This window comes from Rhizorhabdus histidinilytica (assembly GCF_900167915.1).
GTDB classification, from domain to species: domain Bacteria; phylum Pseudomonadota; class Alphaproteobacteria; order Sphingomonadales; family Sphingomonadaceae; genus Rhizorhabdus; species Rhizorhabdus histidinilytica.
This window is the reverse complement of record NZ_FUYM01000005.1, coordinates 265,926-287,303: the sequence shown is the minus strand read 5'-3', so window position 1 is coordinate 287,303 and position 21,378 is coordinate 265,926. Positions and strand designations below refer to the sequence as shown.

The window sequence follows — 21,378 nt, the reverse complement described above, 5'->3', positions numbered from 1 at the left end:
CGTGAATCAGGTTCTCTTCAAGGTCTAACCCGGCGGGCGTCAGAATCGAAGCTCGAACTGGTCCTTTGCCTTCGTCTTGCCGCACATCGCGCGGACCGCGGCCCAACGCGCCGGGTCGAGCGACGGCCGGGGGTGCGGCACCCGCTTCGCTGCCGCGTCGAACCGCGCGCGGCGCTCGGCCGAGGGCGGGTGGCTGGCCATGTAGACGAACAGCTTCGGCATCGCCGCCTCGTCGCGGCCGAGCCGGTCGAACAGCCGGGCGGTCGGCGTCGGGCTGATCCCGGCGCGGACGAGATGCTCGATCGAGCTGGCGTCGGCCTCGCTCTCGGCCGCCCGGCTGTAGCGCGATTCGAGCAGCGCCTGGCCATAGTCGGCGGCGGTCCCGCCCGATCCGACCAGCAGGCCGATGCCGAAGCGGCGGAGCAGCGCGACCAGCACGTGGCGATGCTCGACATGACCGATCTCGTGCGCCAGCACCCCCGCCACCTCGTCGGGCGACCGGGCCGTATCGATCAGCCCACGGAAGATCAGGATGCGGCCGCCGGGCAGCGCGACCGCGTTGACGATGGGGATGTCGACCACGCCGACACGGACCGGCCGGTCGGCGGACGACAGCCGCCGCGCAAGCTCGTCGAGTGCCGCCTGGCCCGGGGGCGTGCGGCAGGCCCGGGCACCGAAATCGCCGCTGATCGCGTCGCCGAGCCGCTGTTCCCAGCGATAGGGGATCATGCGCGCGAGCAGATCGAGCCCCTGGATCGTGCCGAGGATGACCAGCACCGATAGGCAGAGCGCGATCGCCGCCGCGCCCCACAGGCCGATCCGGTCGATCGGTCCGCCATAGCGGGCGGCGGCGGGAAGGCGGCGCAGCAACGCTTCGGGCGGCGCTGCGTCGAAGCCGAGCCGCCAGCCGCTCATGTCGCCGCGGCCGAACTGGAGCCCGCGCCCGTCGATCCGCCGCAGCGCGTCGAGCGGCACCGGATCGAAGCCGTCGATCAGCAGCCGGTCGCCCGACAGCGCGACGAACAGGTCATGGCGGATGGCGGACTGGCCGTCATGGAGCCAGGCCGGAACGCGATCCGACTCCGGTTCAGAAGGCTCCGACATCGAACGCGTCCAGCAGCCCCTCGCCCTGGCGCGGTTCCTCGGTGGTCGATTGGGTCAGCCCGGCGAGATCGATCTCGCCGCTCGCTTCCATATGGCGGATGAAGAAGGACCAGTTGCGGTAGCCGATGAAGATCAGCCCGATGCCGAGGGTGACGATGATCAGGCCGATGTGGCCGAGGATCAGCTTGATCCAGTCCAACGTCCGCGCGGTGAAGGCGAACTGGAGCCGGTTGAGCGCGAGCGCGCCGATCGCCTCGCGCAGGAAGGCGGCGTAATAGACGATCGCGACGATCCCGATCGCGAAATAGACGGCGAAGGCGCCGATCAGGAAGGCGCCGAAGATCGCCGGGTTGGGCGGCCGGCTGGGGTCAAAGCTGCCGAGCAGCAGGCTGGCCCCGCCGATGCAGCCGGCGATCGGCAGCAGGTAGAAGAGCAGGAAGCGGCCGATGATCGGGCGCCAGTCGGCCGTGGCGGCGAAGCCCTGGTTGCCGAAGCTCAGCCGGTTCCAGCGGTCGTTCCACAGGCTGGTCATCGACCAGGGGATCAGGAAGCCGAAGACGAAGGCGCCGACCGCCGTCTTCCACGTCGCGGTGAGCGCATAGCCCCAGCCCCGGTCGTCGCTGCCGCCGCGGATGCCGCGCCAGAAGGTGCGGCTCAACCGGTAGCGTGTCGCGCGGTAGCGGGCGAGCCCGTAGAGATAGATCAGGCCCGCATAGGCGACCAGCATCAGCAGTCCCGCGAGCCCGATCTGGCCGCGCATGGCGAGGCCCTGCACGACGAACTGGAGGACGATGATCGGCACGAACAGCAGCAGCGCGACGAGCAGGAAGCCGATGAACAGCTCGAGCCCGGTGCCGGTCCATTCGAGCGGATCGCCGATGAAGTCGGTGCGGCTCCACAGATAGCGGCGCTCGCGCGTCTTCGCCCAGAAGCGGTAGATGCCGAGGGTGACGATCATCAGCAGCAGGTTGGTGAAGGCGATCGGCGCGAATTCGCGCCAGTTGCCGTTGAACCGGAACGCGCTGCCCGCCTGATCGTCCGCCATGCCGTTCCCCCCCGATGACCCCAGGCCGATCGGACTATGACGCGCCGCTCGCGTCAAGCGCTTATTGGTCCGATGCGGACGAGGGCCGGGATTCAGGCTAGGCTCTTCGATACCTGCTCGAACACGTCCTTGGACAGGCCCGGCGTGTCGAGCATGCGTTGCAGCTCGGCCTTCATCAGCGCGGCGCGGCCCTCGTCGAAGCGGCGCCAGCGGCCGAGCGGGGGGACGAGCTTGGCGGCGGTCTGCGGGTTGAGGCCGTCGACCTTGAGCAGCATGTCCGCCAGGAAGCGGTAGCCGCGCCCGCCCGCCTCGTGGAAGACGAGCTGGTTGCCCGACATCGCGCCGACCAGCGAGCGCAGCCGGTTCGGGTTGGCCAGGGTGAAGTCGGGATGGCGCGACAGCTCCTCGACCCGATCGAGCGTGTCGGGACGGATCGAGAAGGCCTGGGTCGAGAACCATTTGTCGAGCACCAGCCCATTGTCGCGGAAGCGATCGTAGAAAGCCGCGATCGCCACGTCGCGCTCGGGCGCGAGGCTGTTCGCCAGCACCCCGAACGCGCCCTGCCGGTCGGTCATGTTGTCGGCTTCCTCGAACTGGCGCAGCGCGATGCCGGCGGCATCCTCCGCCCCGCTCGCCATGATGAAGCCGAGCGCGATCGTGCGCAGCCGCCGTGCACCCTTCGCCTGGGGCGACAGCTCGAAGCGGTTGGCGCGGCTGCGCTCATAGGCGTCGCGCCACTCGCCTTCGAGCTGGCCGCCGAGATCGCGGCGCAGCGCCTCGCGGGCGCGGTGGATCGCGACCGGATCGACCACCGCCATCTGGTCGCCGATGAATGCCTCGGACGGGAGCAGCATCGTCTCGCCGATGAAAGCCGAATCGAGCTTGGGATCGGTCAGCGTGTTGCGCACCGCCTCGATCACCGGGCCATGGTCGGCCTGGCCGGTGGACACCGCGCCGACCAGCGTATCGACCATCAGCTGCTGCATCGCCTCATAGCGGGCGAAGGGATCGTCGTCGTGCGCCGACAGGAAGGCGAGATCGGCCGCCGACCGGTCCGAATCGATGATGACGGGGGCGGAGAAGCCGCGGTTGATCGACAGCACCGGGCGTTCGGCGATCCCCTCGAACAATATCTCGCAGCGCTCGTCCTCGAGGACGACGAGCCGCTCCTCCTCGAAGGCGCGGCCCGAGCGTTCGCCGAACAGGGCTATGCGCAGCGGAATCGGCATCGGCTGCTTCTCGGGCTGGCCCGGGGTCGGCGGCACCGTCTGCTCCAGCGTCAGCAGCGCGCGGGCGCCGGCCGGTTCATGGCTCAGCGCGGCGCGGACGCGCGGCGTACCTGCCTGCGAATACCACAGGCGGAAGCGGGTCAGGTCGACGCCGCTGGCGTCCTCCATCGCCACGACGAAGTCCTCGCAGGTTGCGGCCGTGCCGTCGTGGCGCGCGAAATAGAGGTCGCAGCCGGCGCGGAATTTCTGTGGGCCCAACATGGTGTGGAGCATGCGGATGATCTCCGCGCCCTTGTTGTAGACGGTGGCGGTGTAGAAATTCGACACCTCCATATAGCTTTCCGGCCGGATCGGATGGGCGAGCGGGCCGGCGTCCTCGGGGAATTGCGCGGCGCGGAGCAGACGGACGTCCTCGATCCGCTTGACCGCGGCCGATCCCTGGTCGGCGGTGAAGCTCTGGTCGCGGAAGACGGTGAAGCCCTCCTTCAGCGAGAGCTGGAACCAGTCGCGGCAGGTGACGCGATTGCCCGACCAGTTGTGGAAATATTCGTGCGCGACGACGCCCGACACGCCGTCATAGTCGATGTCGGTCGCGGTCTCGGGATCGGCGAGGATGTAGCGCGAGTTGAAGATGTTGAGGCTCTTGTTCTCCATCGCGCCGAAATTGAAGTCGGCCACCGCGACGATGTTGAACTCGCCCAGGTCATATTCGCGGCCATAGACCTTCTCGTCCCAGGCCATCGACGCCTTGAGCGCCGCCATCGCATGTTCGGTCTTGGGCAGGTCCTTCTCGACCACCCAGATCGCCAGCTTGACCGGACGACCGCTCTTGGTGGTGAAGCTGTCGACATTGGCGGCAAGGTCGGCCGCGACCAGCGCGAACAGATAGCTCGGCTTGGGGAAGGGGTCGGTCCATTCGGCGAAATGGCGGCCGCCGTCGAGATCGCCGCTCGCGGTCCTGTCGCCGTTCGACAGCAGTACCGGGAAGCGCGTCTTGTCGGCCTCCATCCGCACCGTGTAGCGGCTCAGCACGTCGGGCCGGTCGATGAAGAAGATCATCCGGCGGAAGCCCTCGGGCTCGCACTGGGTGCACAGGTTGCCCCCCGATGCGTAGAGGCCCATGAGCTGCGAATTGGCCTCGGGCGAGATCTCCACCCTCGTCTCGACGACATGGGCGTCGCCGGGCAGGTCGATCAGCAGATCGGGCCCGTCCATCCGCCAGGCGTCGGCCTGCGGCTCGCCGTCGATCAGCACGGCCAGCGGCGTCAGCCCGTCGCCGTTGAGACGCAGCGGCCGGCCATGGGCGCCGTTCCGGGTGACCTTCAGCCGGCCAGCGACCTGCGTCCGCGCCGGATCGAGCCGGAATTCGAGATGCACATCGGGCATCAGCCAGTCGGGCTTGCGATAGTCCTCGCGCCGGATGACGGGCGGAGCGGCGGCGGCGGATTGGGCGTCGAGCATGGCCTCGATCTAGTCCTCTTGTCGTCACAAACAATGCTGGCGGTCGCGACCGTCGCGGCTAAACCGGCTGCATGGCGCACCTTCTGGTCTTCGGTCCCGGCTACACAGCATCGCATATCGTGATCGCGGCGCAAGAGCGGGAATTCGCGGTCGAAACGATCGATCGTGCAACGTTCGCCGACGAGGCGCACGTCACCGCGGCAATCGGCCGGGCAACCCACATATTGTCGTCGGTTCCGCCCGACGGCGACGCGGACCCGGTGCTCGCCCGCCATGGGCCGGCGATCGCGCGATCGGACGCGCGCTGGATCGGCTATCTGTCCTCGTCCGGGGTCTATGGCGACACCGGCGGCGCCTGGGTCGACGAGGCCGCGCCGGTCGGGGCCGGGCGCCGCACCGCCCGCACCGCCGCCGACCTGGCGTGGCAGGCGCTCCATCCGCAGGTCCGTGTCTTCCGCCTGCCCGGCATCTACGGCCCCGGCCGCTCGCCGTTCGACCGGGTGCGCAGCGGACAGGCGCATCGCGTCGACCTGCCCGGACAGGTGTTCAGCCGTATCCATGTCGACGACATCGTCGGCGGGGTGCTGGCGAGCATCGAGCGCGGCCCGGCGGGGGTCTTCAACCTCGCCGACGACCGCCCGGCGAGCCAGAATGCGGTGATCGAGGCGGCCTGCGCCCTGCTCGGCATCGCGCCACCGCCGCTGCTGCCGCTCGACCGGGCCGGCCTCTCCCCCGCCGCGCGCGCCTTCTATGCCGAGAATCGCCGGGTCGCGAACGGCCGGGCGAAGCGGCTGCTCGGCTGGACGCCGCGCCATCCCGACTATCGCGCGGGATTGCGGGCGTTGATGGCCTAGAATGCGCTCCACCGTTCAGGCCATCGCCGCGACCTCGACCGCCGACACCGCGACCAGCGGCGCGCCCGCGAGGGCCCAGCGCCACCAGGGCAGGGCGGGGCGCTCGGCGAGCAGGATGCACAGGCCCGCCATCCCGGCGAGCATCGTCCAGAGATTGTAGCGCAGGTCGGGCGCGACGCTGACCACGGCATAGGCCCCGCCATAGAGCAGCGCCGACGCGGCGAGCGCGACGACGGTACGTCGCTGGCGCAGCCCCGGTGCGACGACGAGCAGGCCGAGCGCGACAGCGAGCCAGCTCGCCGGGCGGCCGAACGGCGAGCCGGCCATCGCCCGCGCCGCATCGACGACGATATGGGTGCCGGTATCCGGGATGAATTCGAGCCCGAAACGGTTCGGCGCGCTCATCATGTAGACCGCGTCGTCGGGGACGGCGGGCACCGCGAGCCGCCAGTTCCAGTCGAGATGGGCAAGGCGGTGGCGGAGATAGGTGCCCGGCGCCGGGATGATCGCGTTGAGCCAGATCCCGACCGGGCTGTCGCCGGTGTGCGCGACATGCCTCGCCAGCGCATCGCCGGCGACCGCGCAGACGGCTTCGTCATGCGCGCCGTATAGGCGCGGGTCGTAGCAATGGCGGACCAGCGCGCGGACGCGGACGGGGTCGAGGCCGGGATAGCCGCTCGGCCCGCCCTGCGCGACGATCCCGGCGAGGTCGAAATTGACCAGCGACAGGATCGGCTGCGAATGTTGTGGGCGCAGCAGCGCCTCGTTGAGCGTCCAGCTCGCGCCCAGCAAGAGCGCCAGCGCGCCTGTAGCGGTCGCTACAAAAATCATCGGCTGCCGGAGCCAGCGTCGCGGGGCCGCCAGCATCAGCAGCGGCAGCGCCGCGAACATCCCGTTGATCCGGATCGCGCCGGCCAGCAGGATCAGCGGCAGCGCGATCCACCCCGCCCGCCGGGCCGCGCCCTCCTCGCGCCAGGCTAGCAGCACCGCCGCCATCAGCAGCAGGCACGCCATCAGCGGGTCCTTGAGCACCGCGCCGACCTGACCAAACGGGATCGGCGCCAGCGCGAACAGGATCGGCAGCGCCGCCGCGCTCCAGCCGTGCCGCCGTCGCAACAGCTCGGCGAGCAACCCGGCCGCACCCCAATAGAGCGCGACGTCGAGCAGCAGGAATGCCGCCCCGCCCGGCGCGACGTGGAGGAGCTGGCGCCAGAGCCAGGCGGTGATCGGCGGATGCCAGTCGTCATACTGGCCGCTGATCGCCTGGCCATACTGGACGACGCTGTCGGGGGTGATCACCCCCCAGCGGAACGCGGCGAGCTGGAGGACGGCGAGCAGGAAGCACAGCGCCGCGATGAACAGTCCCGGTCGGCGCTCGATCATTGCCGTCGCCGTCCCTTATTCCGGCTTTTCCCCGAAAGCGGGCATCCGGCGGCCGACCGGCTCCTGGCCCGCGAACAGCGCGTCGAGCCGGCGGCGCAGCGAAGCCTCATATTCGCGGCGGTCGATCGCCTGCGGGCAGGACAGCATCAGGTCGCCGCAGATCGCGCCCTTGACCCGGTCGACCGCGGCGTCGTCAAGCACCCCGGCGCGATGCAGCTCGAGCATCATCTGCACCATCCCGGCGGCGGTCGCCTGCGCCCGGATGCCGAGCAGATCGAGCGTTTCCCGGAGCTTGCGCGTGTCGGACGTATCCATGGTCTTTCTCCTCTCCCACTTCCCCAACGCCGGCGCCGCGAACCGGTTCAGCCCGTCGCCACCCGGCCCGATCGTTCGAGCTTGCCCCAGCCCACCCGGGGTCCGCGCAGCGCCTGCGCCAGCGCCTTGAGAACCACATAGTACATGATCTGGCGATAGCCGATGCGTTGCGGGATCAGCAGCCACAGCAGCCGCCACTTCTCCCGCCGTTCGAGCGCGAAGGCGATGAAGGCGGCGAGCAGGTCGATCGCGGTGAAGATCAGCCAGTAGGCGAGCATCCGGTCGATGTCGGTACTGCTCTGCGCCCAGCCGTGGGCCTGCACCTCGAACCAGGTCGCGATCAGGCTGACGATCAGCGCGAGGTCGATCACGGGCGAGATGGCGGCGAGCAGGATCTGGAACAGCACCGCCTGCGGCAGGCCGATGCGGGCGAGGCCGCGCGGCTCGCCGCTCGCCATCACACGGCGATGCTTCCACAGGCATTGCAGCGTGCCATAGGCCCAGCGGAAGCGCTGCTTGGCGAGCGCGCGGACGTTTTCGGGCGCCTCGGTCCAGGCGACGGCATATTGGTCGTAATGGACGCCCCAGCCGGCGCGCTGGATCGCGATCGTCAGGTCCTGATCCTCGGCCAGCGTATCGGGCGGATAGCCGCCGACCGCGCGGATCGCGGCGAGCCGCCACGCGCCGACCGCGCCGGGCACCACCGTCATCGCGTCCAGCCGGGCGAGCGCGCGCCGCTCCAGATTCTGCGCGGTGATATATTCGAGCGCCTGCCAGCGGGTGACGAGGTTGACCCGGTTGCCGACCTTGGCGTTGCCGGCGACCGCGCCGAGCGCCGGATCGTCGAACCAGCGCGCCAGCCGCGCGATCGTCGTCGGCTCGAACTGGGTGTCGGCATCGAGTGCGATGACGATCTCGCCCCGGACCAGCTCGAGTCCGCGGTTGAGCGCACGCGCCTTGCCGCCATTCTCGACCGTCAGCAGCCGCACCCGCTGCTCGTCGGCGAAGGCCTCGGCGACGATCGCGCTGGTCCGGTCCTTCGACCCGTCGTCGATGACGATCACCTCGACCCGGACCTCACGGCTGTCGAGCACCCGCCGCACCGACCGCTCGATCACCCGCTCCTCGTTATAGGCGGGGATGAGCACGGTGACGAAGCGATCGGGATCGATCGGCGGGAATACGGTGCGCGCCTCGCGTCGGGCCTGGACCAGCGCGAGGCCGGAGAGCAGCACGGCGCGGGCGATGCCGAGGCTGATCGCGACGATGAACAGCCATTTGATCGCGATCGTGATCCAGCCGAGCGCGCTGAACAGCGCCAGGTCGGTCTGCGCCGCCAGCCGGTCGCCCTTGGAGATCGGCGGATTGACCGTGGCGGGCGACAGCCCGGCGAGCACCGAGACGGGCACGAGCCGGTAGCCGCGCGCGCGCAGCTCGCGGATCACGATCGGCAGCGCGGCGACGGTCTGCGCCCGGTCCCCGCCCGAATCGTGGAGCAGGACGACGTTGGCGGAGAAGTCGGGGCTGCCGCTCTCGACCCCGTCGATCGTCCGCTGGACGATCTCGGCGACGCCGGGCCGCTTCCAGTCGTCGGGGTCGACATGCAGGCCGACCGACAGGTAGCCGCGTCGCTGCGCCTCCTCGACCGGCACGATCTCGTCGGCGGTGGTCGGCTCGGCGTCGCCGAAATAGGGCGCGCGGAACAGCCGCAGCGAGCGGCCGGTATAGGCCTGGAACAGCCGCTGGTTGGCGTTGAGCTCGAGCGCGGTCTGCGCGGCGGTCGCCTGGGCGAGATTGGGGTGGGTATAGGTGTGGCTGCCGACCTCGTGCCCCTCGGCCACCAGCCGTTCGAGCAGCGACCGCTGGGTCAGCGCGTTCTCGCCGACGATGAAGAAGGTGGCGGAGACCTTCTCGGCCTTGAGGATGTCGAGGATCTTCGGAGTCCAGACCGGGTCGGGCCCGTCGTCGAAGGTCAGCGCGACCAGCTTCGGCCGATAGCCGGTACGCTGGATCTGATAGGGGGTCGGCAACCGGTCGAAGCGGACGGCGGTGATCATGCCGGCGCGATCGGTGGAGACGCTGCGATGGCCGGGCACCGGCACCGCGCCGATCCGCAATATCTCGCCCGATCCCTCGATGTCGACGTTGTTGCCGGCGGGAATCGCCTCGATCGCATGCGCCGGGGGCAGCCGCCGCCCGCCGCCCGCCCCACGTCCGAACATGGTCCATATCGACGGGTCCTCGGTCCCCAGCCGCCACAGCGCCACCTGGTTGAGGCCGAGCGTGCGCAGCGTCGCGATCTGGCCGTGCATTGCGGCGGCGTCGAGCAGCCAGATGTCGTGGCGGACGCCGCCTTCGAGATAGGCGAAGCTGCTGTTGCCGCTGGCCGGGTCGAAGCGCGGCACCACACCGCTGTCGTGCGCGGCGAGCCAGACGTCCTCGACCGAATGGGCGACGGTGTCGCCGCCCTTCTCCCAGTCATAGGCATAGGAGCCGAGCGCCACCACCACCCGGTCGGGCGGCAGGCCGCGCACCGCCCGCGCGACCGAATCGGCAAACCAGGGGCGCGAGGCGATCGGCCCCGGGTCGCCGGGCTCCGAATGCTCGTCATAGGCCATCAGGAACAGCTTGTCGGCGACCCGCGCATAGGCCTTCAGGTCCCAGGCGCCGTCGGCGACCGGCACCGCGATCGCGATCTGCATGCCGGGCAGGCGGCGGCGCGCCTCGGCGAGGAAGGCACGATAGGCGGGGTGCGCGTCGGCGGGCAGTTCCTCGAAGTCGAAGAAGACGCCGCTCGCCTGGTTGGCGGCGAGCAGCGCGGCGATCCGGTCGAGCGTCGCGGCGCGAGCCTTTGAGTCGCGCAGCAGCGCCGCAATGCCGGGTCCATCCCACGCCCCGCCGAGCGCATTCTGGATCATCGGCATCAGCTTCGGCCGATGGCGGGCATGGCTGATGATCGCCTTGCCGCGCGCGTCGGGGAAGCTCGTCACCTTGTGGTCGAGGCCGGTGATCGAGATCCAGCCGGGGATCAGCCAGTCGATGTCGTCGACATGGCGTGCCAGCGACGCGGCCGAGGCGTCATCCCATGGCGCATGGAAGGCATAGGCGGTCGGCGGCAAGCCGGCGCCGGCGGTGCCGTGCGCCAGCAGGCGGCGGAAATCGCGCCACATGTGGCGGACCTTGCGCGCGCTCGCGCCGACCAGCGAATGATCGACGGCCTTGAGCGGAGCGACGGCGGGGCGCTCGACCTCGAAAGGCAGCGGCGGCTGCGGCGCGACCCGGACGATCGACCCGAAGAAGGCGGCCGCCGACAGCAGCAGCAGCAGCGCGAACGCCGCGATCGCCAGCGCGAAGCGGCGCCGGCGGCGTCCCGAGGCATCGTAGAAGATCGGCCGGCCATCCATGCGGCACCCGTTGCACCCGAATCCGCGGGACGATTTCCGGAACGTGCCCGCAACAGAAGGGTTGAAACCCCAAGGACCGGGCTCTGGCAAGGGGAAGCTTTCAATATGCTGACTACCGCGCTTCAATGGTATGGCGCGGGCGCAGGCGCGCTCGCGGCGCTGATCGTCTCGCTCGACCTCGGCCGCCGCTGGACCGGCATCGGTTTCGTGATCTTCGTGACCTCCTCGATCGCGCTGATCGGCTGGGGTTTCCTGAAGCCCGACGCCGCCGGGATCGGCACGCAGAACGTCATCCTGCTCGTGATCAACCTGATCGGCGTCTACCGCTATTTGATCCGTCGGAAGGCGCCGGTCTAGGAGGCCACCTCGTCATGCCGGCGGAGGCCGGCATCTCGGACCTTTCCTGCCTCGACCTCACCTCCTCTCTCCGGAGACGCCGGCCTCCAGCCTTTGGCTGAAGTGTATCCCGAGCGCCTGCCTTGCAGGCAGTCGAGGGGCCGGCATGACGTGTTTGGGGAAAGGGAGGGAAGCGATTCCCCACCTCGCCAAGCCGTCGCCGAAGGTTCATGATCGCCGTGCAAGGAGGACGGATGATGGGCGTGCTCGGCTTCGGCGGCTTCTTCTTCCGCGCGGCGGACCCGGACGGGCTCGCCGCCTGGTATCGCGACCATCTCGGCGTCGGCAACGGGTGCGCGGCCGAGGGGACCGGCGATCCGCAGCCCTGGTCCTGGTCGGTCACGGCGGGGCCGGTGGTGTTCCAGCCGTTCCAGGCGGCAAGCGACTATTTCCCTGCCGACAAGGCGTTCATGCTCAACCTGCGCGTAGCGGGGCTCGACGCGCTGATCGCTAAGCTCCGCGACGCCGGCATCGCGGTCGAGACGCGCGCCGAATGGGACACGCCCGAGGTCGGCCGCTTCGCCCGCATCCACGATCCCGAAGGCCATGCGATCGAGCTGTGGGAGCCGCCGGCGGCTCCATGACCGTGGGCCGGGCCAGTCGCGCGGCACATGCGCTGGTGGCGGCATGCGCCGCGACCGGGGTCGTCCTCCACTATCTGGTGGTGCTCGGCCATGACGGCGAGGTGGCGGTGCGATCGGTCCGCTTCCTCAGCTATTTCACCATCCTGACCAACATGCTGGTAGCGGTCACCGCCGTGGGCATCGCGATGGGGCGGGGCCGGCTCGCGGTGCTGGCCGGGCGTCCTTCCTGGCGGGCGGCGGTGACGCTCGACATCCTGGTGGTCGCGCTGGTCTATCACCTGCTGCTGCGCGACGTGACGCTACCCGGCGCGGTCGGCTGGACCGCGAACGCGCTGGTCCACCAGGTCGTCCCGACCGCCTGGACCGCCAGCTGGTTCGCCTTCCCGTCGCACGGCGCGATCGATCGGACGGCGCCGTGGCGCTGGCTGCTCTATCCGCTCGGCTTCGCGCTCTGGACGCTGCTCCACGGCGCGGTCGGCGGCTGGTATCCCTATCCGTTCATGGATGCGGGCCGGCTCGGCTATCCGACCGCGCTCGCCAACATGCTGGGGATCGGGGCGCTGTTCCTGGCGCTGGGCTACGCGCTGCGCTGGGTCGACGGGCGGTTGGAGATTCCGCGCAGTGAAGCGTCATCCCGGAGGCCGGGATGACGTGGGAGGGAAGATGACGCGCCGACTTACTTCGGCGCGATCACCATCAGCATCTGGCGGCCTTCCATGCGCGGGAACTGCTCGACCTTGGCGGTCTCGGCCATGTCGGCCTGGACGCGCTGGAGGACCTGCATGCCGAGCTGGCCGTGCGCGAGCTCGCGACCGCGGAAGCGCAAGGTAACCTTCACCTTGTCGCCCTCGTCGATGAACTCGTGGATCTTCTTCATCTTGGTTTCATAGTCGTGGTCGTCGATGTTCGGACGCATCTTGATCTCCTTGATCTCCTGCGTCTTCTGCGACTTCCGGGCAAGATTGGCCTTTTTCTGGGCCTCATACTTGAACTTGCCGACATCGAGGAACTTGCACACGGGCGGATCGGCGTTCGGGGACACCTCGACCAGGTCGAGCCCGGCCTCCTGGGCCTGCTCGATCGCCTCGCGCGTATACATCACGCCCAGATTCTCGCCCTCTTCATCGATCACCCGGACCTTGGGCGACTGGATGAACTCATTATAGCGCGGGCCATTGAGCGGCATCGGCGGCTGCCCCAGGGGGCGGCGCATCATCGGGGGACGTATAGCAGAATCTCCTATGGCGGTCTGACGGGCGCGATATAAGCCTTAACGCGCCGCTTGGAAAGATGGGCGCGCGCATCGCGGCGACGCTTTGTCGCGGCCTGTGTCCGGCTTGCGTCAGGCGGGGCCGGGTAGGCCGACGCCCCCCACCGGCTCGGTCTCGGTATAATTGTCGAAGCCGGCGATCAGCGGCTTGCCGCGGGCGATCGAGGCGCGGACGGCGGGCAGTTCGAGCGAGGCGGCGTGGCTGTCCTTCGAATCCCACACCTCGGTCACCCAGATGGCGTCCGCGTCCTTCAGGTCCCTGGCGACGACATAGGCCAGGCAGCCCGGCATGGCGCCGGTGCCTTCCAGCAGGATCGCGATCAGCGCCTCGCGCTGGCCCGGCCGGGCGATCATTCGTCCCATCAGTCCGTACATGCGTCCCTCCGGTCTCGCGGCGAAGCCCGGTGCGGCGCCGAGCATGGCGATGGCGATGCCGCCCGCGAGCGCGCCCCGGCGGTCGATGCCATCGCCTGTCCCGGTCATGCCCGCCGCAGGTCGGGCGGGGTCGCCTCGGCCAGCAGCGCGGCGATCGCCTCGTCGAGCGGCAGCACGGTCTGCGCCTGCTCGCCCAGGCGGCGGATCGCGACGGTGCCCTCCTCGGCCTCGCGCTTGCCGACCACCAGCAGCGCCGGGACCTTGGCGAGGCTGTGCTCGCGCACCTTGTAGTTGATCTTCTCGTTGCGCAGGTCGCTTTCGACGCGCAGCCCGGCCGCCGCCAGCTTCGCCTCGACCTCGCGTGCATAATCGTCGGCGTCGGAGACGATCGTCGCCACCACCGCCTGCACCGGCGCGAGCCAGAGCGGGAAGCGGCCGGCATGATGCTCGATCAGGATGCCGATGAAGCGCTCGAAGGTGCCGAGGATCGCGCGGTGGAGCATCACCGGCCGGTGCCGCTCGCCGTCCTCGCCGACATAGGAAGCGTCGAGCCGCTCGGGCAGGACGGTATCGGCCTGGATCGTGCCGACCTGCCAGGTGCGGCCGATCGCATCGGTCAGGTGGAACTCCAGCTTCGGTGCGTAGAAGGCGCCCTCGCCCTCCAGCTCCTCCCAGCCGAACGCCTCGGTTGCGCGACCGGAAGCGGCCACCGCGTCGCGCAGCGTCTGCTCGGCCTTGTCCCACATCGCCTCGCTGCCGAAGCGCTTCTCGGGGCGCAGCGCCAGCTTGATCGCGTACTTCTCGAAGCCGAGGTCGCGATAGACGGCGTCGAGCAGGTCGCAGAAATCCTTGATCTCCGCGATCAGCTGGTCCTCACGGACGAAGATGTGCGCGTCGTCCTGGGTGAACTGGCGCACGCGCATGATGCCGTGCAGCGCGCCGTGCGGCTCGTTGCGGTGGCAGCAGCCGAACTCGGCCATGCGGATCGGCAGGTCGCGGTAGCTCTTGATCCCCTGGCGGAAGATCAGGACGTGCGCGGGGCAGTTCATCGGCTTGAGCGCCATCAGCTCGCTGTCGCCCGACAGGACCGGCCCCTCCTCCTCGATATTGGGGATCTCGTCGGGGACGACGAACATGTTCTCGCGATATTTGCCCCAGTGGCCCGACTGCTCCCACTGGCGCGCGTCCATCAGCTGCGGGGTCTTGACCTCGACATAGCCGGCGGCATCGAGCTTGCGGCGCATATAGGCTTCGAGCACCCGCCACAGGCGGAAGCCCTTGGGATGCCAGAACACCGACCCCTGCGCCTCCGACTGGAGGTGGAACAGGTCCATCTCCTGGCCGATGCGGCGATGGTCGCGCTTGGCGGCCTCCTCGAGCCGGGTCAGATGGGCGTCGAGCTGCTTCTTGTTGAGCCAGCCGGTGCCGTAGATGCGGCTCAGCATCGCGTTCTTCTGGTCGCCGCGCCAATAGGCGCCCGATACGCGGGTCAGCTTGAACGCCTGCGGGTCGAGCTTGCCGGTCGAGGGCAGATGCGGCCCGCGGCACATGTCGAGCCAGTCCTCGCCCGACCAGTAGACCGTCAGCGGCTCGTCGCCGGGCAGCTCGGCGGCCCATTCCGCCTTGAAGGTCTCGCCCTGCTGCTTCCAGCGCGAGATGAGCTGCTCGCGGCTCCACACCTCGCGGCGCAGCGGCTTGTTCGCGGCGATGATGCGGCGCATCTCGGCCTCGATCGCGGGCAGTTCCTCGTCGGTGAACGGTCCGCGGCCGGGGGCCGGCGCGAAGTCGTAGTAGAAGCCGTCGTCGGTCGACGGACCGAAGGTGATCTGGGTGCCGGGGAACAGGGCCTGCACCGCCTCGGCCAGGACATGGGCATAGTCGTGGCGGGCGAGGTCGAGCGCATCGGCTTCGTCGCGCACCGTCACCAGCGCGAGCGCCGAATCCTTCTCCAGCGGCCGGTCGAGGTCGCGCAGCTCGCCGTCGACCCGCGCGGCGAGTGCCGCCTTGGCAAGGCCGGGGCCGATCGCGGCGGCGATCTCGGCGGGGGTAGTGCCGGTCTTCACCTCGCGCACCGAGCCGTCGGGAAGCGTGATGGTCAGAAGATCGGACATGGGAGAAAGACAATCCTTGAGGGTCGCGGAGCGCGGCTTATGCCCGCGAACGGGCCTGCGGGGCAAGCGCCCGATATCGGCGCCCCCTGCGGAGGCGGGCTCGGCGATGAGGAGAGCGGGTGGGCGCCGCTCAGCCTGCTCCGATCCAGTCGGCGACGTCGGTCGCGATGCCGTTCGCCGCTTCGTTGAGCGCGGCCGCCACCGAACGGGGGTCCTCGCCGGCGACGGGCACGGTCCGCTCGAAACGGCGCGCGCGGATCTCGTCGGAGCCGCTCTTCGCCAGCGTCGCGTCGTAGATCGCAAGCACCTTGCCCTGGCCGCCGAGCAGCTGGAACGCCAGCAGCGTGCCCGACAGGCGGGTGTCGGGGGTGATCGCGCCGTTGCGGGTGTCGGGGACGAAGCGGCCGGTGCGGGCCTCTATCGTCTCGGCGAGGACCGAACGGAACAGCTGCGACGGCGTGTCGACCCAGCCGGACTTGGGCAGATAGGCGAAGGCGCCACCCGTCTCGACTGCGATCCGCTGGTTGCGCAGCGCCGCCGGCAGGGCGGGCGGGGCGACGCTGATCGCCTGGGTGTCGCGGGTGACCTTGCCCTGGTCGGCGGCGACCTTGGCGGCCGAGGTCAGGCTCATCAGCCGTTCGGGCGGGTCCTCGCCGAAGCTGATGCAGCCCGCTAGCAGGCCGGCGGCGGTGAGCGCGAGGATCGTGCGGCGCAGCATGCGGTCAGTTCCTTGGCTTGTAGTCGGGCAGCTTGGAGCCGCCGAGCACGGCGCCCGCCCCGCCCCGGTCGAGCTTGTTCGAGATGGCGCCGAGCGCCTCCGACATCTCCGCCAGGTTGCGTGCGAGCTGGTTGATCTGCGGCACCGTCTGTGTCGAGAAGGCCTTGATGCCAGGCCGTGCGTCGGTGATCGTGGCGTCGAGCGTCTCGAGCGTGTGCTGGGCGGCGGTGGTCGCCTTGTTGAGATTGGCCATCGCCGGCTTGACGTCCTCGGCCATCACCCCGTTGGTCGTCTCGGCGAGCTGGCCGACCCGTTCGGCGGCGTTGCCCGCCTGCTCCATCGTCGTCTTGAGCTGGACGATCGCGGCGGCGATCTCGGGGCCGCGGTCGGCGAGATCGCCCGACAGCTTGTCGACATGGGCGAGGATGCCGCTGATCGACTTCTGGTTCCTGTCGTTGAGCAGCTCGGTCAGCCGCTCGGTCAGGGTCGAGATGCGGTTGAGCAGCTCGGGCGCGGAGTTGAGCAGCTCGCCCAGCGCGCCCGGCTTGGTCGGGATTACCGGCTTGCCATAGGGCCCCGGCTCGGTGATCGGCGGCGCGCCCTTGACCGCACCGTCGAGGTTGATCTGGCTGACCCCGGTGAAGCCGATGCCGGCGATCGTCGCGGTGGTGCCCTGCAGGATCGGCGTGTCCTGGTCGACCGCGATGCGGACGCGGACGAATTCCGGGCTGTCGGGCATCAGCTTGATCTCCTCGATCTTGCCGACCGGCACACCCGAGAAGTTGACCGGCGATCCCTTGGCGAGCCCGTCGACCGAGGTCTTGAAGAAGATGTCGTAGCGCTGGATGCTGGCGACGTTGAAGCCGGCCAGCCAGACGATGAAGACGAGCAGCGCGACCAGCAGGGCGAGCACGACGCCCCCCACCAGCACATGGTTCGACCGGGTTTCCATCAGCTTTTCATTCCCCGGTTTCCTTCACTGCCGCCCGTTCCGCGGCCTCCGCCGCCACCCGGCCCCGCGGGCCGTTGAAATATTCCTGAATCCACGGATGGTCCAACGCCAATAATTCCGGGATCGTTCCAACCGCGATCACGCGCTTGTCCGCCAGCACCGCGACGCGGTCGCAGATCGCGTGGAGCGTATCGAGATCGTGGGTGATCAGGAAGACGGTGAGGCCCAGCGTCCGCTGCAGCGACCGGATCAGTTCGTCGAAGGCGGCGGCGCTGATCGGGTCGAGCCCGGCGGTCGGCTCGTCGAGGAACAGCAGCTGCGGGTCGAGCGCCAGCGCGCGGGCGAGGCCGGCGCGCTTCTTCATGCCGCCCGACAGCTCGGACGGATATTTGGGCCCCGCCTCGGGCGGCAGCCCCGACATGGCCACCTTATAGGCGGCGATCTCGTCGAGCAGTTGGTCGTCGAGCTGGCGATAATATTCGCGGATCGGCACCTGGACGTTCTCGGCCACGGTCAGGGTCGAAAACAGCGCGCCGCCCTGGAACAGCACGCCCCAGCGGCGGCGGACCTGCTGCGCCTCATGGTCCTCGCGGCCGATCATCGGCTCGCCGAACACCTCGACGACGCCGGCCTGGGGCGGTTGCAGCCCGATGATCGATCGCATCAGCACCGACTTGCCGGTGCCCGATCCGCCGACCACGCCCAATATCTCGCCACGCTTGACGTCGAGGTCGAGCCCGTCGTGGACGACCTGTTCGCCGAAGGCGTTGCGCAGACCCTCGACATGGATGACGGTCTCGTCGTCGGCGGTATTGAGCCGCGCCATCAGATCCACCCGATCGACGAGAAGAACACGGCGAACACCGCGTCGAGGACGATGACCAGGAAGATCGCCTGGACCACGGAGGCGGTGGTGCGCAGGCCGACCTCCTCGGCATTCCCCTCGACCTGCATCCCCTGGTAGCAGCCGCACAGCGCGATCAGCATGCCGAACACCGGCGCCTTGATCAGGCCGACCCACAGGTCGGTCATCGGCACCACCTCTCGGATGCGCTGGACATAGGTGATCGGCGGAATGTCGAGGTCGATCCAGCAGAAGATGCCGCCGCCGATGATCGCGATCACCGCCGAATAGAAGCCGAGCAGCGGCATCAGCACCACCGTGGACAGGATGCGCGGCAGGATCAGCGCCTCCATCGGCGACACGCCGATCGTGCGCATCGCGTCGACCTCCTCGGCCAGCTTCATCGAGCCGAGCTGGGCGGCGAAGGCGCTGCCCGACCGGCCGGCGACCATGATCGCGGTCATCAGCACGCCCAGCTCGCGCAGGGTGATGCGGCCGATCAGGTTGACCGCGAACACCTCCGCGCCGAACTGGCGGAGCTGGACCGCGCCCTGCTGGGCGATGACGATCCCGATCAGGAAGCTCATCAGCCCGATGATCGCCAGCGCCTTGACGCCGACCACCTCGAACTGGCGCGCCATCGCGTTGTAGCGGAAACGGCGCGGATGGGTGGCGAGCCCCCACAGCCCGATCAGGGTCGCGCCGAAGAAACCGATCAGCCCGGCGAGGGAATGGGCGGCGGCCGAGGTCGCGTCGCCGATCTCGCGGAGCACGCGGATGAAGGGCGGGCTCGAATCGGGGCGGATCTTGAGCGGCTTGTCGGCCTCGGCGATCTGCTCGATCAGCTGGCAGACGTCCGCGTCCGCGCCGACGATCTCGACGTCGTGCTCGCGGGCGATGCGGTGGACCAGCCAGGCGCCGACCGTATCGATCCGATCGACCTCGCCCAGGTCGATCGTGCGCGGCGCCTCGCCCAACGCCTCGAGCCGCCGCGACAGGTCGCCGATCCGAGCGAGCGTCAGCTCGCCGCTGAAATGCAGCACGTGCTGATCGAAGCGGAAATCGGCCGGGGCGGTCATGGCGACCAGAAGTGATCGAAAAGCGCGGGATCGGCAAGCATCCGAAATGAATGTGCGCGCGACGGGATAGTTCCTTGGCTCCGGTTGTTCCTTTGGCCCATTCTTCCCTATAGAGCGCCGCGATGACCGAACTCGCCATCTACGACATGGACCGCACGATCACGCGGACCGGGACCTTCACCCCCTTCATGATCCACGCCGCGTTGCGACTCGCGCCCTGGCGGCTGGTCTTCGTGCCCTTCGCGGCGCTGGTGATGCTCGCCTATGTGGCGAAGCTGATCGAGCGCAAGACGGTCAAGGAGCTCAACCAGGCGATGCTGATCGGCCGGCGTATCCATGCCGACCGGCTGACCCCGATCGCCGAGAGCTTCGCCGACGCGGTGATGCGCCGCAACGTCCGCGCCGGCGCGCTCGAGAGCCTGGCGGAGAATCGCGCCGCCGGCCGCCGCCTCGTCCTCGCCACCGCCTCGTCGCGCATCTGGGTCGAACCGATCGCCGCCCGGCTGGGCATGGACGACATCGTCGCGACCGGGGCGATCCGCGGCATCGACGACTATGTCAGCCACAAGGTCGACGGCGAGAATTGCTACGGCCCCGCCAAGCTGCGCATGATCGAGGCCTGGATGGGCCTGCAGGGGCTCGACCGCGCCCAGTGCCGCATCCGCTTCTATTCGGATCATATCTCCGACGTGCCGGTGCTCGCATGGGCCGACGAGGCGATCGCCGCCAACCCCCATGCCGGCCTGCGGGAGGAAGCACGCAAGCGCGGCTGGACGATCGTCGACTGGGATTGAGGGGCGGTGCAGCCCGGACTATATTCGGACTAAATTCGTACCGAAAGGCCGCCGATGGGACGCCACGACCGCATCAAGCCGATCAGCTATCTCAAGGCGCACAGCGCCGACCTGATCCGCGAGCTCGGGGAAGGAGCGCCGCCGCTGATCATAACCCAGAATGGCGAAGCCCGCGCGGTGCTGCAGGACGTGGGATCGTGGGAGGCCACGCAGGAAGCGCTGGCGCTGCTCAAGCTGCTTGCACTTGGCCGCGAGGAAATGGCGCGGGGCGACATGGTCCCGGCAGAGGGCCTGGCCGAACGCATCCGTTCGCGCTGACCGATGGCCGGGAAACGCGTCAGGGTCCGGCTGACCGTCGGCGCGGAGAATGATCTTTCGGGCCTCTATCGCCGGCGGTTGGCGCAGTGCGGTGCGGATGGCGAGGACGGCGCCGACGCGTTGCTCGACCGGATCGTCGCGGCGATCGAGGGGCTGGCCGAATGGCCGACGCGCGGGCCCGTTCCGCCGGAACTGGAAAGCCTCGGGATTCATGCCTATCGGCAGCTTTCCCTGCCGGCATTTCGATTGATCCACCTGCCCGAGGAGGATCGCGAGGGACCGGTGGTCACGGTCATGATCGTCGCCGATGCGCGGCGCGATTTCCGAAGCCTGCTCGAAGAGCGGCTGCTGGGGGCCTGACGCCTTCCGCTGGGGTGACGTGACGGGGAACGGAGCCGTCAGGCTCCGCAAGGCCGAACGAAAAAACTCAGCCCTGGACGGCCTGGACCGCGGCGGCGGTCGACTTGGGGCTGTCCTTGTAGATGAAGCCGTTGACCGGATAGGCGGTGTTGCCGACCTTGCCGATCGGCGCGAACCAGACCTTCACCTTGCTCCAGTCGTTGTTCGGCGAAGCGTCGACGACGGTAACGTCGCGCTCGACCTGGCCGCGCCGGCCGTTGATGATCGACCAGTTGGCATGGGTGATCTTGATGACCCGGTCGCTCACGACCTGGGTGACGGTGGCGACATGGCCCGAGCGCATCGAGCCGATCGCCTTGAACACCAGCACGGCGCCGACCGCGGGCGTGTCGCCGCGCAGATATTTGCCGACTGCCTGGTTCCACCAGGTAGCGGCGGCGCCGAACAGCTGGATTCCGGAGAACATGCGGGCGAAGGGCGCGCACTGGAGCATCTGCGCATTGGCCGCGGTGGGCGCGAGAGTCATGCATGCAAGCAGCATGGAACCGACAATCGCGCGCATCGTTTTGGTCATCTGGTAGTTCCCCACCCGTCCCGTGAGCCTGTGACTGGCATCACAGGGACGCGCAGGGAACCCCGGCATGGTTGATGAAATCCTAACAAGCGGCGAGTCGTTTTCGTCGCGCGGTGACCTGCGACTTATCCACAGGCGGCTTGCGACGAAGGTCGTAGAGCCGGGCCGGCGGGATGTCGTGCCATGTGCGAATCACTTGCCGCAGCAC

Annotated in this window: 21 protein-coding genes; 7 read left to right on the top strand and 14 right to left on the bottom strand. The window is 69.1% G+C overall.

The window, feature by feature from the left end; all coding sequences use genetic code 11:
* Positions 1 to 39 precede the first annotated feature (39 nt).
* The 3 genes from B5X82_RS13260 to pepN form a co-directional block, all read right to left on the bottom strand.
* On the bottom strand, positions 40 to 1,104 hold the full coding sequence (locus tag B5X82_RS13260; protein WP_235862686.1) for a M48 family metallopeptidase: 1,065 nt from the start codon (positions 1,102 to 1,104) through the stop codon (positions 40 to 42).
* Positions 1,088 to 2,149 (bottom strand): YjgN family protein, encoded by a 1,062-nt coding sequence (locus B5X82_RS13255; protein WP_079648628.1) that lies wholly within the window; start codon positions 2,147 to 2,149, stop codon positions 1,088 to 1,090. Before B5X82_RS13255 ends, B5X82_RS13260 begins: the two co-directional genes overlap by 17 nt.
* Before the next feature lie 92 nt (positions 2,150 to 2,241).
* Positions 2,242 to 4,839, bottom strand: a complete 2,598-nt coding sequence (gene pepN, locus B5X82_RS13250) for an aminopeptidase N (RefSeq protein WP_079648627.1) — start codon at positions 4,837 to 4,839, stop codon at positions 2,242 to 2,244.
* Between the two features lie 71 nt (positions 4,840 to 4,910).
* Here pepN and B5X82_RS13245 point away from each other — a divergent pair, with 71 nt between their 5' ends.
* Positions 4,911 to 5,693, top strand: coding sequence for a Rossmann-fold NAD(P)-binding domain-containing protein (locus tag B5X82_RS13245; protein ID WP_079648626.1), 783 nt, complete (start codon positions 4,911 to 4,913; stop codon positions 5,691 to 5,693).
* A 15-nt stretch (positions 5,694 to 5,708) separates the two neighbouring features.
* Here B5X82_RS13245 and B5X82_RS13240 read toward each other — a convergent pair whose 3' ends face one another.
* The 3 genes from B5X82_RS13240 to B5X82_RS13230 are packed head-to-tail and all read right to left on the bottom strand — an operon-like array spanning position 5,709 to position 10,795.
* Positions 5,709 to 7,076: a DUF2029 domain-containing protein gene (locus tag B5X82_RS13240; RefSeq protein WP_079648625.1), complete on the bottom strand. Its 1,368-nt coding sequence runs from the start codon at positions 7,074 to 7,076 to the stop codon at positions 5,709 to 5,711.
* A gap of 15 nt (positions 7,077 to 7,091) precedes the next feature.
* Complete coding sequence (locus B5X82_RS13235; RefSeq protein WP_079648624.1) at positions 7,092 to 7,391, bottom strand: hypothetical protein; 300 nt, start codon at positions 7,389 to 7,391, stop codon at positions 7,092 to 7,094.
* Positions 7,392 to 7,438: 47 nt separating this feature from the next.
* Positions 7,439 to 10,795 (bottom strand): polysaccharide deacetylase family protein, encoded by a 3,357-nt coding sequence (locus tag B5X82_RS13230; RefSeq protein WP_079648623.1) that lies wholly within the window; start codon positions 10,793 to 10,795, stop codon positions 7,439 to 7,441.
* A gap of 105 nt (positions 10,796 to 10,900) precedes the next feature.
* On the opposite strand from B5X82_RS13230, the gene B5X82_RS13225 reads away from it, so the two are divergent.
* From B5X82_RS13225 to B5X82_RS13215, 3 genes are all read left to right on the top strand, one after another.
* Positions 10,901 to 11,152, top strand: a complete 252-nt coding sequence (locus tag B5X82_RS13225) for a hypothetical protein (RefSeq protein ID WP_079648622.1) — start codon at positions 10,901 to 10,903, stop codon at positions 11,150 to 11,152.
* 233 nt (positions 11,153 to 11,385) lie between these two features.
* Positions 11,386 to 11,775: a VOC family protein gene (locus tag B5X82_RS13220; RefSeq protein ID WP_079648621.1), complete on the top strand. Its 390-nt coding sequence runs from the start codon at positions 11,386 to 11,388 to the stop codon at positions 11,773 to 11,775.
* On the top strand, positions 11,772 to 12,425 hold the full coding sequence (locus tag B5X82_RS13215) for a Pr6Pr family membrane protein (protein WP_079648774.1): 654 nt from the start codon (positions 11,772 to 11,774) through the stop codon (positions 12,423 to 12,425). The genes B5X82_RS13220 and B5X82_RS13215 overlap by 4 nt, the downstream gene beginning before the upstream one ends.
* Before the next feature lie 26 nt (positions 12,426 to 12,451).
* Here B5X82_RS13215 and infC read toward each other — a convergent pair whose 3' ends face one another.
* The 7 genes from infC to B5X82_RS13180 form a co-directional block, all read right to left on the bottom strand.
* A complete protein-coding gene (infC, locus tag B5X82_RS13210; protein WP_016745460.1) occupies positions 12,452 to 12,991 on the bottom strand; it encodes a translation initiation factor IF-3 in 540 nt (179 codons plus the stop codon).
* 126 nt (positions 12,992 to 13,117) lie between these two features.
* Positions 13,118 to 13,528 (bottom strand): putative quinol monooxygenase, encoded by a 411-nt coding sequence (locus B5X82_RS13205; protein ID WP_209047213.1) that lies wholly within the window; start codon positions 13,526 to 13,528, stop codon positions 13,118 to 13,120.
* Positions 13,525 to 15,531 (bottom strand): threonine--tRNA ligase, encoded by a 2,007-nt coding sequence (thrS, locus tag B5X82_RS13200; protein ID WP_079648620.1) that lies wholly within the window; start codon positions 15,529 to 15,531, stop codon positions 13,525 to 13,527. Before thrS ends, B5X82_RS13205 begins: the two co-directional genes overlap by 4 nt.
* 130 nt (positions 15,532 to 15,661) lie before the next feature.
* Positions 15,662 to 16,249 carry an ABC-type transport auxiliary lipoprotein family protein gene (locus B5X82_RS13195; RefSeq protein ID WP_079648619.1) on the bottom strand — a complete coding sequence of 196 codons (588 nt, stop codon included), beginning with the start codon at positions 16,247 to 16,249 and terminating at the stop codon, positions 15,662 to 15,664.
* Positions 16,250 to 16,253: 4 nt separating this feature from the next.
* Complete coding sequence (locus tag B5X82_RS13190) at positions 16,254 to 17,201, bottom strand: MlaD family protein (protein ID WP_079648618.1); 948 nt, start codon at positions 17,199 to 17,201, stop codon at positions 16,254 to 16,256.
* 7 nt (positions 17,202 to 17,208) lie between these two features.
* Entirely contained in the window at positions 17,209 to 18,027 is an 819-nt protein-coding gene (locus B5X82_RS13185) for an ABC transporter ATP-binding protein (RefSeq protein ID WP_079648617.1), read from the bottom strand.
* Positions 18,027 to 19,124: an ABC transporter permease gene (locus B5X82_RS13180; RefSeq protein ID WP_079648616.1), complete on the bottom strand. Its 1,098-nt coding sequence runs from the start codon at positions 19,122 to 19,124 to the stop codon at positions 18,027 to 18,029. The genes B5X82_RS13185 and B5X82_RS13180 overlap by 1 nt, the downstream gene beginning before the upstream one ends.
* Before the next feature lie 122 nt (positions 19,125 to 19,246).
* On the opposite strand from B5X82_RS13180, the gene B5X82_RS13175 reads away from it, so the two are divergent.
* The 3 genes from B5X82_RS13175 to B5X82_RS13165 are packed head-to-tail and all read left to right on the top strand — an operon-like array spanning position 19,247 to position 20,596.
* Positions 19,247 to 19,918, top strand: coding sequence for an HAD family hydrolase (locus B5X82_RS13175; RefSeq protein ID WP_079648615.1), 672 nt, complete (start codon positions 19,247 to 19,249; stop codon positions 19,916 to 19,918).
* A 54-nt stretch (positions 19,919 to 19,972) separates the two neighbouring features.
* Positions 19,973 to 20,236: a type II toxin-antitoxin system Phd/YefM family antitoxin gene (locus tag B5X82_RS13170; protein WP_012048947.1), complete on the top strand. Its 264-nt coding sequence runs from the start codon at positions 19,973 to 19,975 to the stop codon at positions 20,234 to 20,236.
* 3 nt (positions 20,237 to 20,239) lie between these two features.
* The gene (locus B5X82_RS13165) at positions 20,240 to 20,596 is read left to right on the top strand and encodes a type II toxin-antitoxin system RelE/ParE family toxin (RefSeq protein WP_079648614.1); all 357 of its coding nucleotides are present in this window, start codon (positions 20,240 to 20,242) and stop codon (positions 20,594 to 20,596) included.
* Between the two features lie 67 nt (positions 20,597 to 20,663).
* On the opposite strand, the gene B5X82_RS13160 is transcribed toward B5X82_RS13165, so the two are convergent.
* Complete coding sequence (locus tag B5X82_RS13160) at positions 20,664 to 21,170, bottom strand: CHAP domain-containing protein (RefSeq protein ID WP_377266482.1); 507 nt, start codon at positions 21,168 to 21,170, stop codon at positions 20,664 to 20,666.
* Positions 21,171 to 21,378: the final 208 nt, after the last annotated feature.

Bases quoted from the DNA above. Each gene is read 5' to 3' on its own strand.
- B5X82_RS13190 (WP_079648618.1), bottom strand. From the start codon at position 17,201: ATGGAAACCCGGTCGAACCATGTGCTGGTGGGGGGCGTCGTGCTCGCC.
- pepN (WP_079648627.1), bottom strand. From the start codon at position 4,839: ATGCTCGACGCCCAATCCGCCGCCGCCGCTCCGCCCGTCATCCGGCGC.
- B5X82_RS13170 (WP_012048947.1), top strand. From the start codon at position 19,973: ATGGGACGCCACGACCGCATCAAGCCGATCAGCTATCTCAAGGCGCAC.
- B5X82_RS13225 (WP_079648622.1), top strand. From the start codon at position 10,901: ATGCTGACTACCGCGCTTCAATGGTATGGCGCGGGCGCAGGCGCGCTC.
- thrS (WP_079648620.1), bottom strand. From the start codon at position 15,531: ATGTCCGATCTTCTGACCATCACGCTTCCCGACGGCTCGGTGCGCGAG.
- B5X82_RS13235 (WP_079648624.1), bottom strand. From the start codon at position 7,391: ATGGATACGTCCGACACGCGCAAGCTCCGGGAAACGCTCGATCTGCTC.
- B5X82_RS13165 (WP_079648614.1), top strand. From the start codon at position 20,240: ATGGCCGGGAAACGCGTCAGGGTCCGGCTGACCGTCGGCGCGGAGAAT.
- B5X82_RS13255 (WP_079648628.1), bottom strand. From the start codon at position 2,149: ATGGCGGACGATCAGGCGGGCAGCGCGTTCCGGTTCAACGGCAACTGG.
- B5X82_RS13205 (WP_209047213.1), bottom strand. From the start codon at position 13,528: ATGACCGGGACAGGCGATGGCATCGACCGCCGGGGCGCGCTCGCGGGC.
- infC (WP_016745460.1), bottom strand. From the start codon at position 12,991: ATGATGCGCCGCCCCCTGGGGCAGCCGCCGATGCCGCTCAATGGCCCG.
- B5X82_RS13180 (WP_079648616.1), bottom strand. From the start codon at position 19,124: ATGACCGCCCCGGCCGATTTCCGCTTCGATCAGCACGTGCTGCATTTC.
- B5X82_RS13240 (WP_079648625.1), bottom strand. From the start codon at position 7,076: ATGATCGAGCGCCGACCGGGACTGTTCATCGCGGCGCTGTGCTTCCTG.
- B5X82_RS13215 (WP_079648774.1), top strand. From the start codon at position 11,772: ATGACCGTGGGCCGGGCCAGTCGCGCGGCACATGCGCTGGTGGCGGCA.
- B5X82_RS13185 (WP_079648617.1), bottom strand. From the start codon at position 18,027: ATGGCGCGGCTCAATACCGCCGACGACGAGACCGTCATCCATGTCGAG.
- B5X82_RS13260 (WP_235862686.1), bottom strand. From the start codon at position 1,104: ATGTCGGAGCCTTCTGAACCGGAGTCGGATCGCGTTCCGGCCTGGCTC.
- B5X82_RS13220 (WP_079648621.1), top strand. From the start codon at position 11,386: ATGATGGGCGTGCTCGGCTTCGGCGGCTTCTTCTTCCGCGCGGCGGAC.
- B5X82_RS13175 (WP_079648615.1), top strand. From the start codon at position 19,247: ATGACCGAACTCGCCATCTACGACATGGACCGCACGATCACGCGGACC.
- B5X82_RS13160 (WP_377266482.1), bottom strand. From the start codon at position 21,170: ATGACCAAAACGATGCGCGCGATTGTCGGTTCCATGCTGCTTGCATGC.
- B5X82_RS13230 (WP_079648623.1), bottom strand. From the start codon at position 10,795: ATGGATGGCCGGCCGATCTTCTACGATGCCTCGGGACGCCGCCGGCGC.
- B5X82_RS13245 (WP_079648626.1), top strand. From the start codon at position 4,911: ATGGCGCACCTTCTGGTCTTCGGTCCCGGCTACACAGCATCGCATATC.
- B5X82_RS13195 (WP_079648619.1), bottom strand. From the start codon at position 16,249: ATGCTGCGCCGCACGATCCTCGCGCTCACCGCCGCCGGCCTGCTAGCG.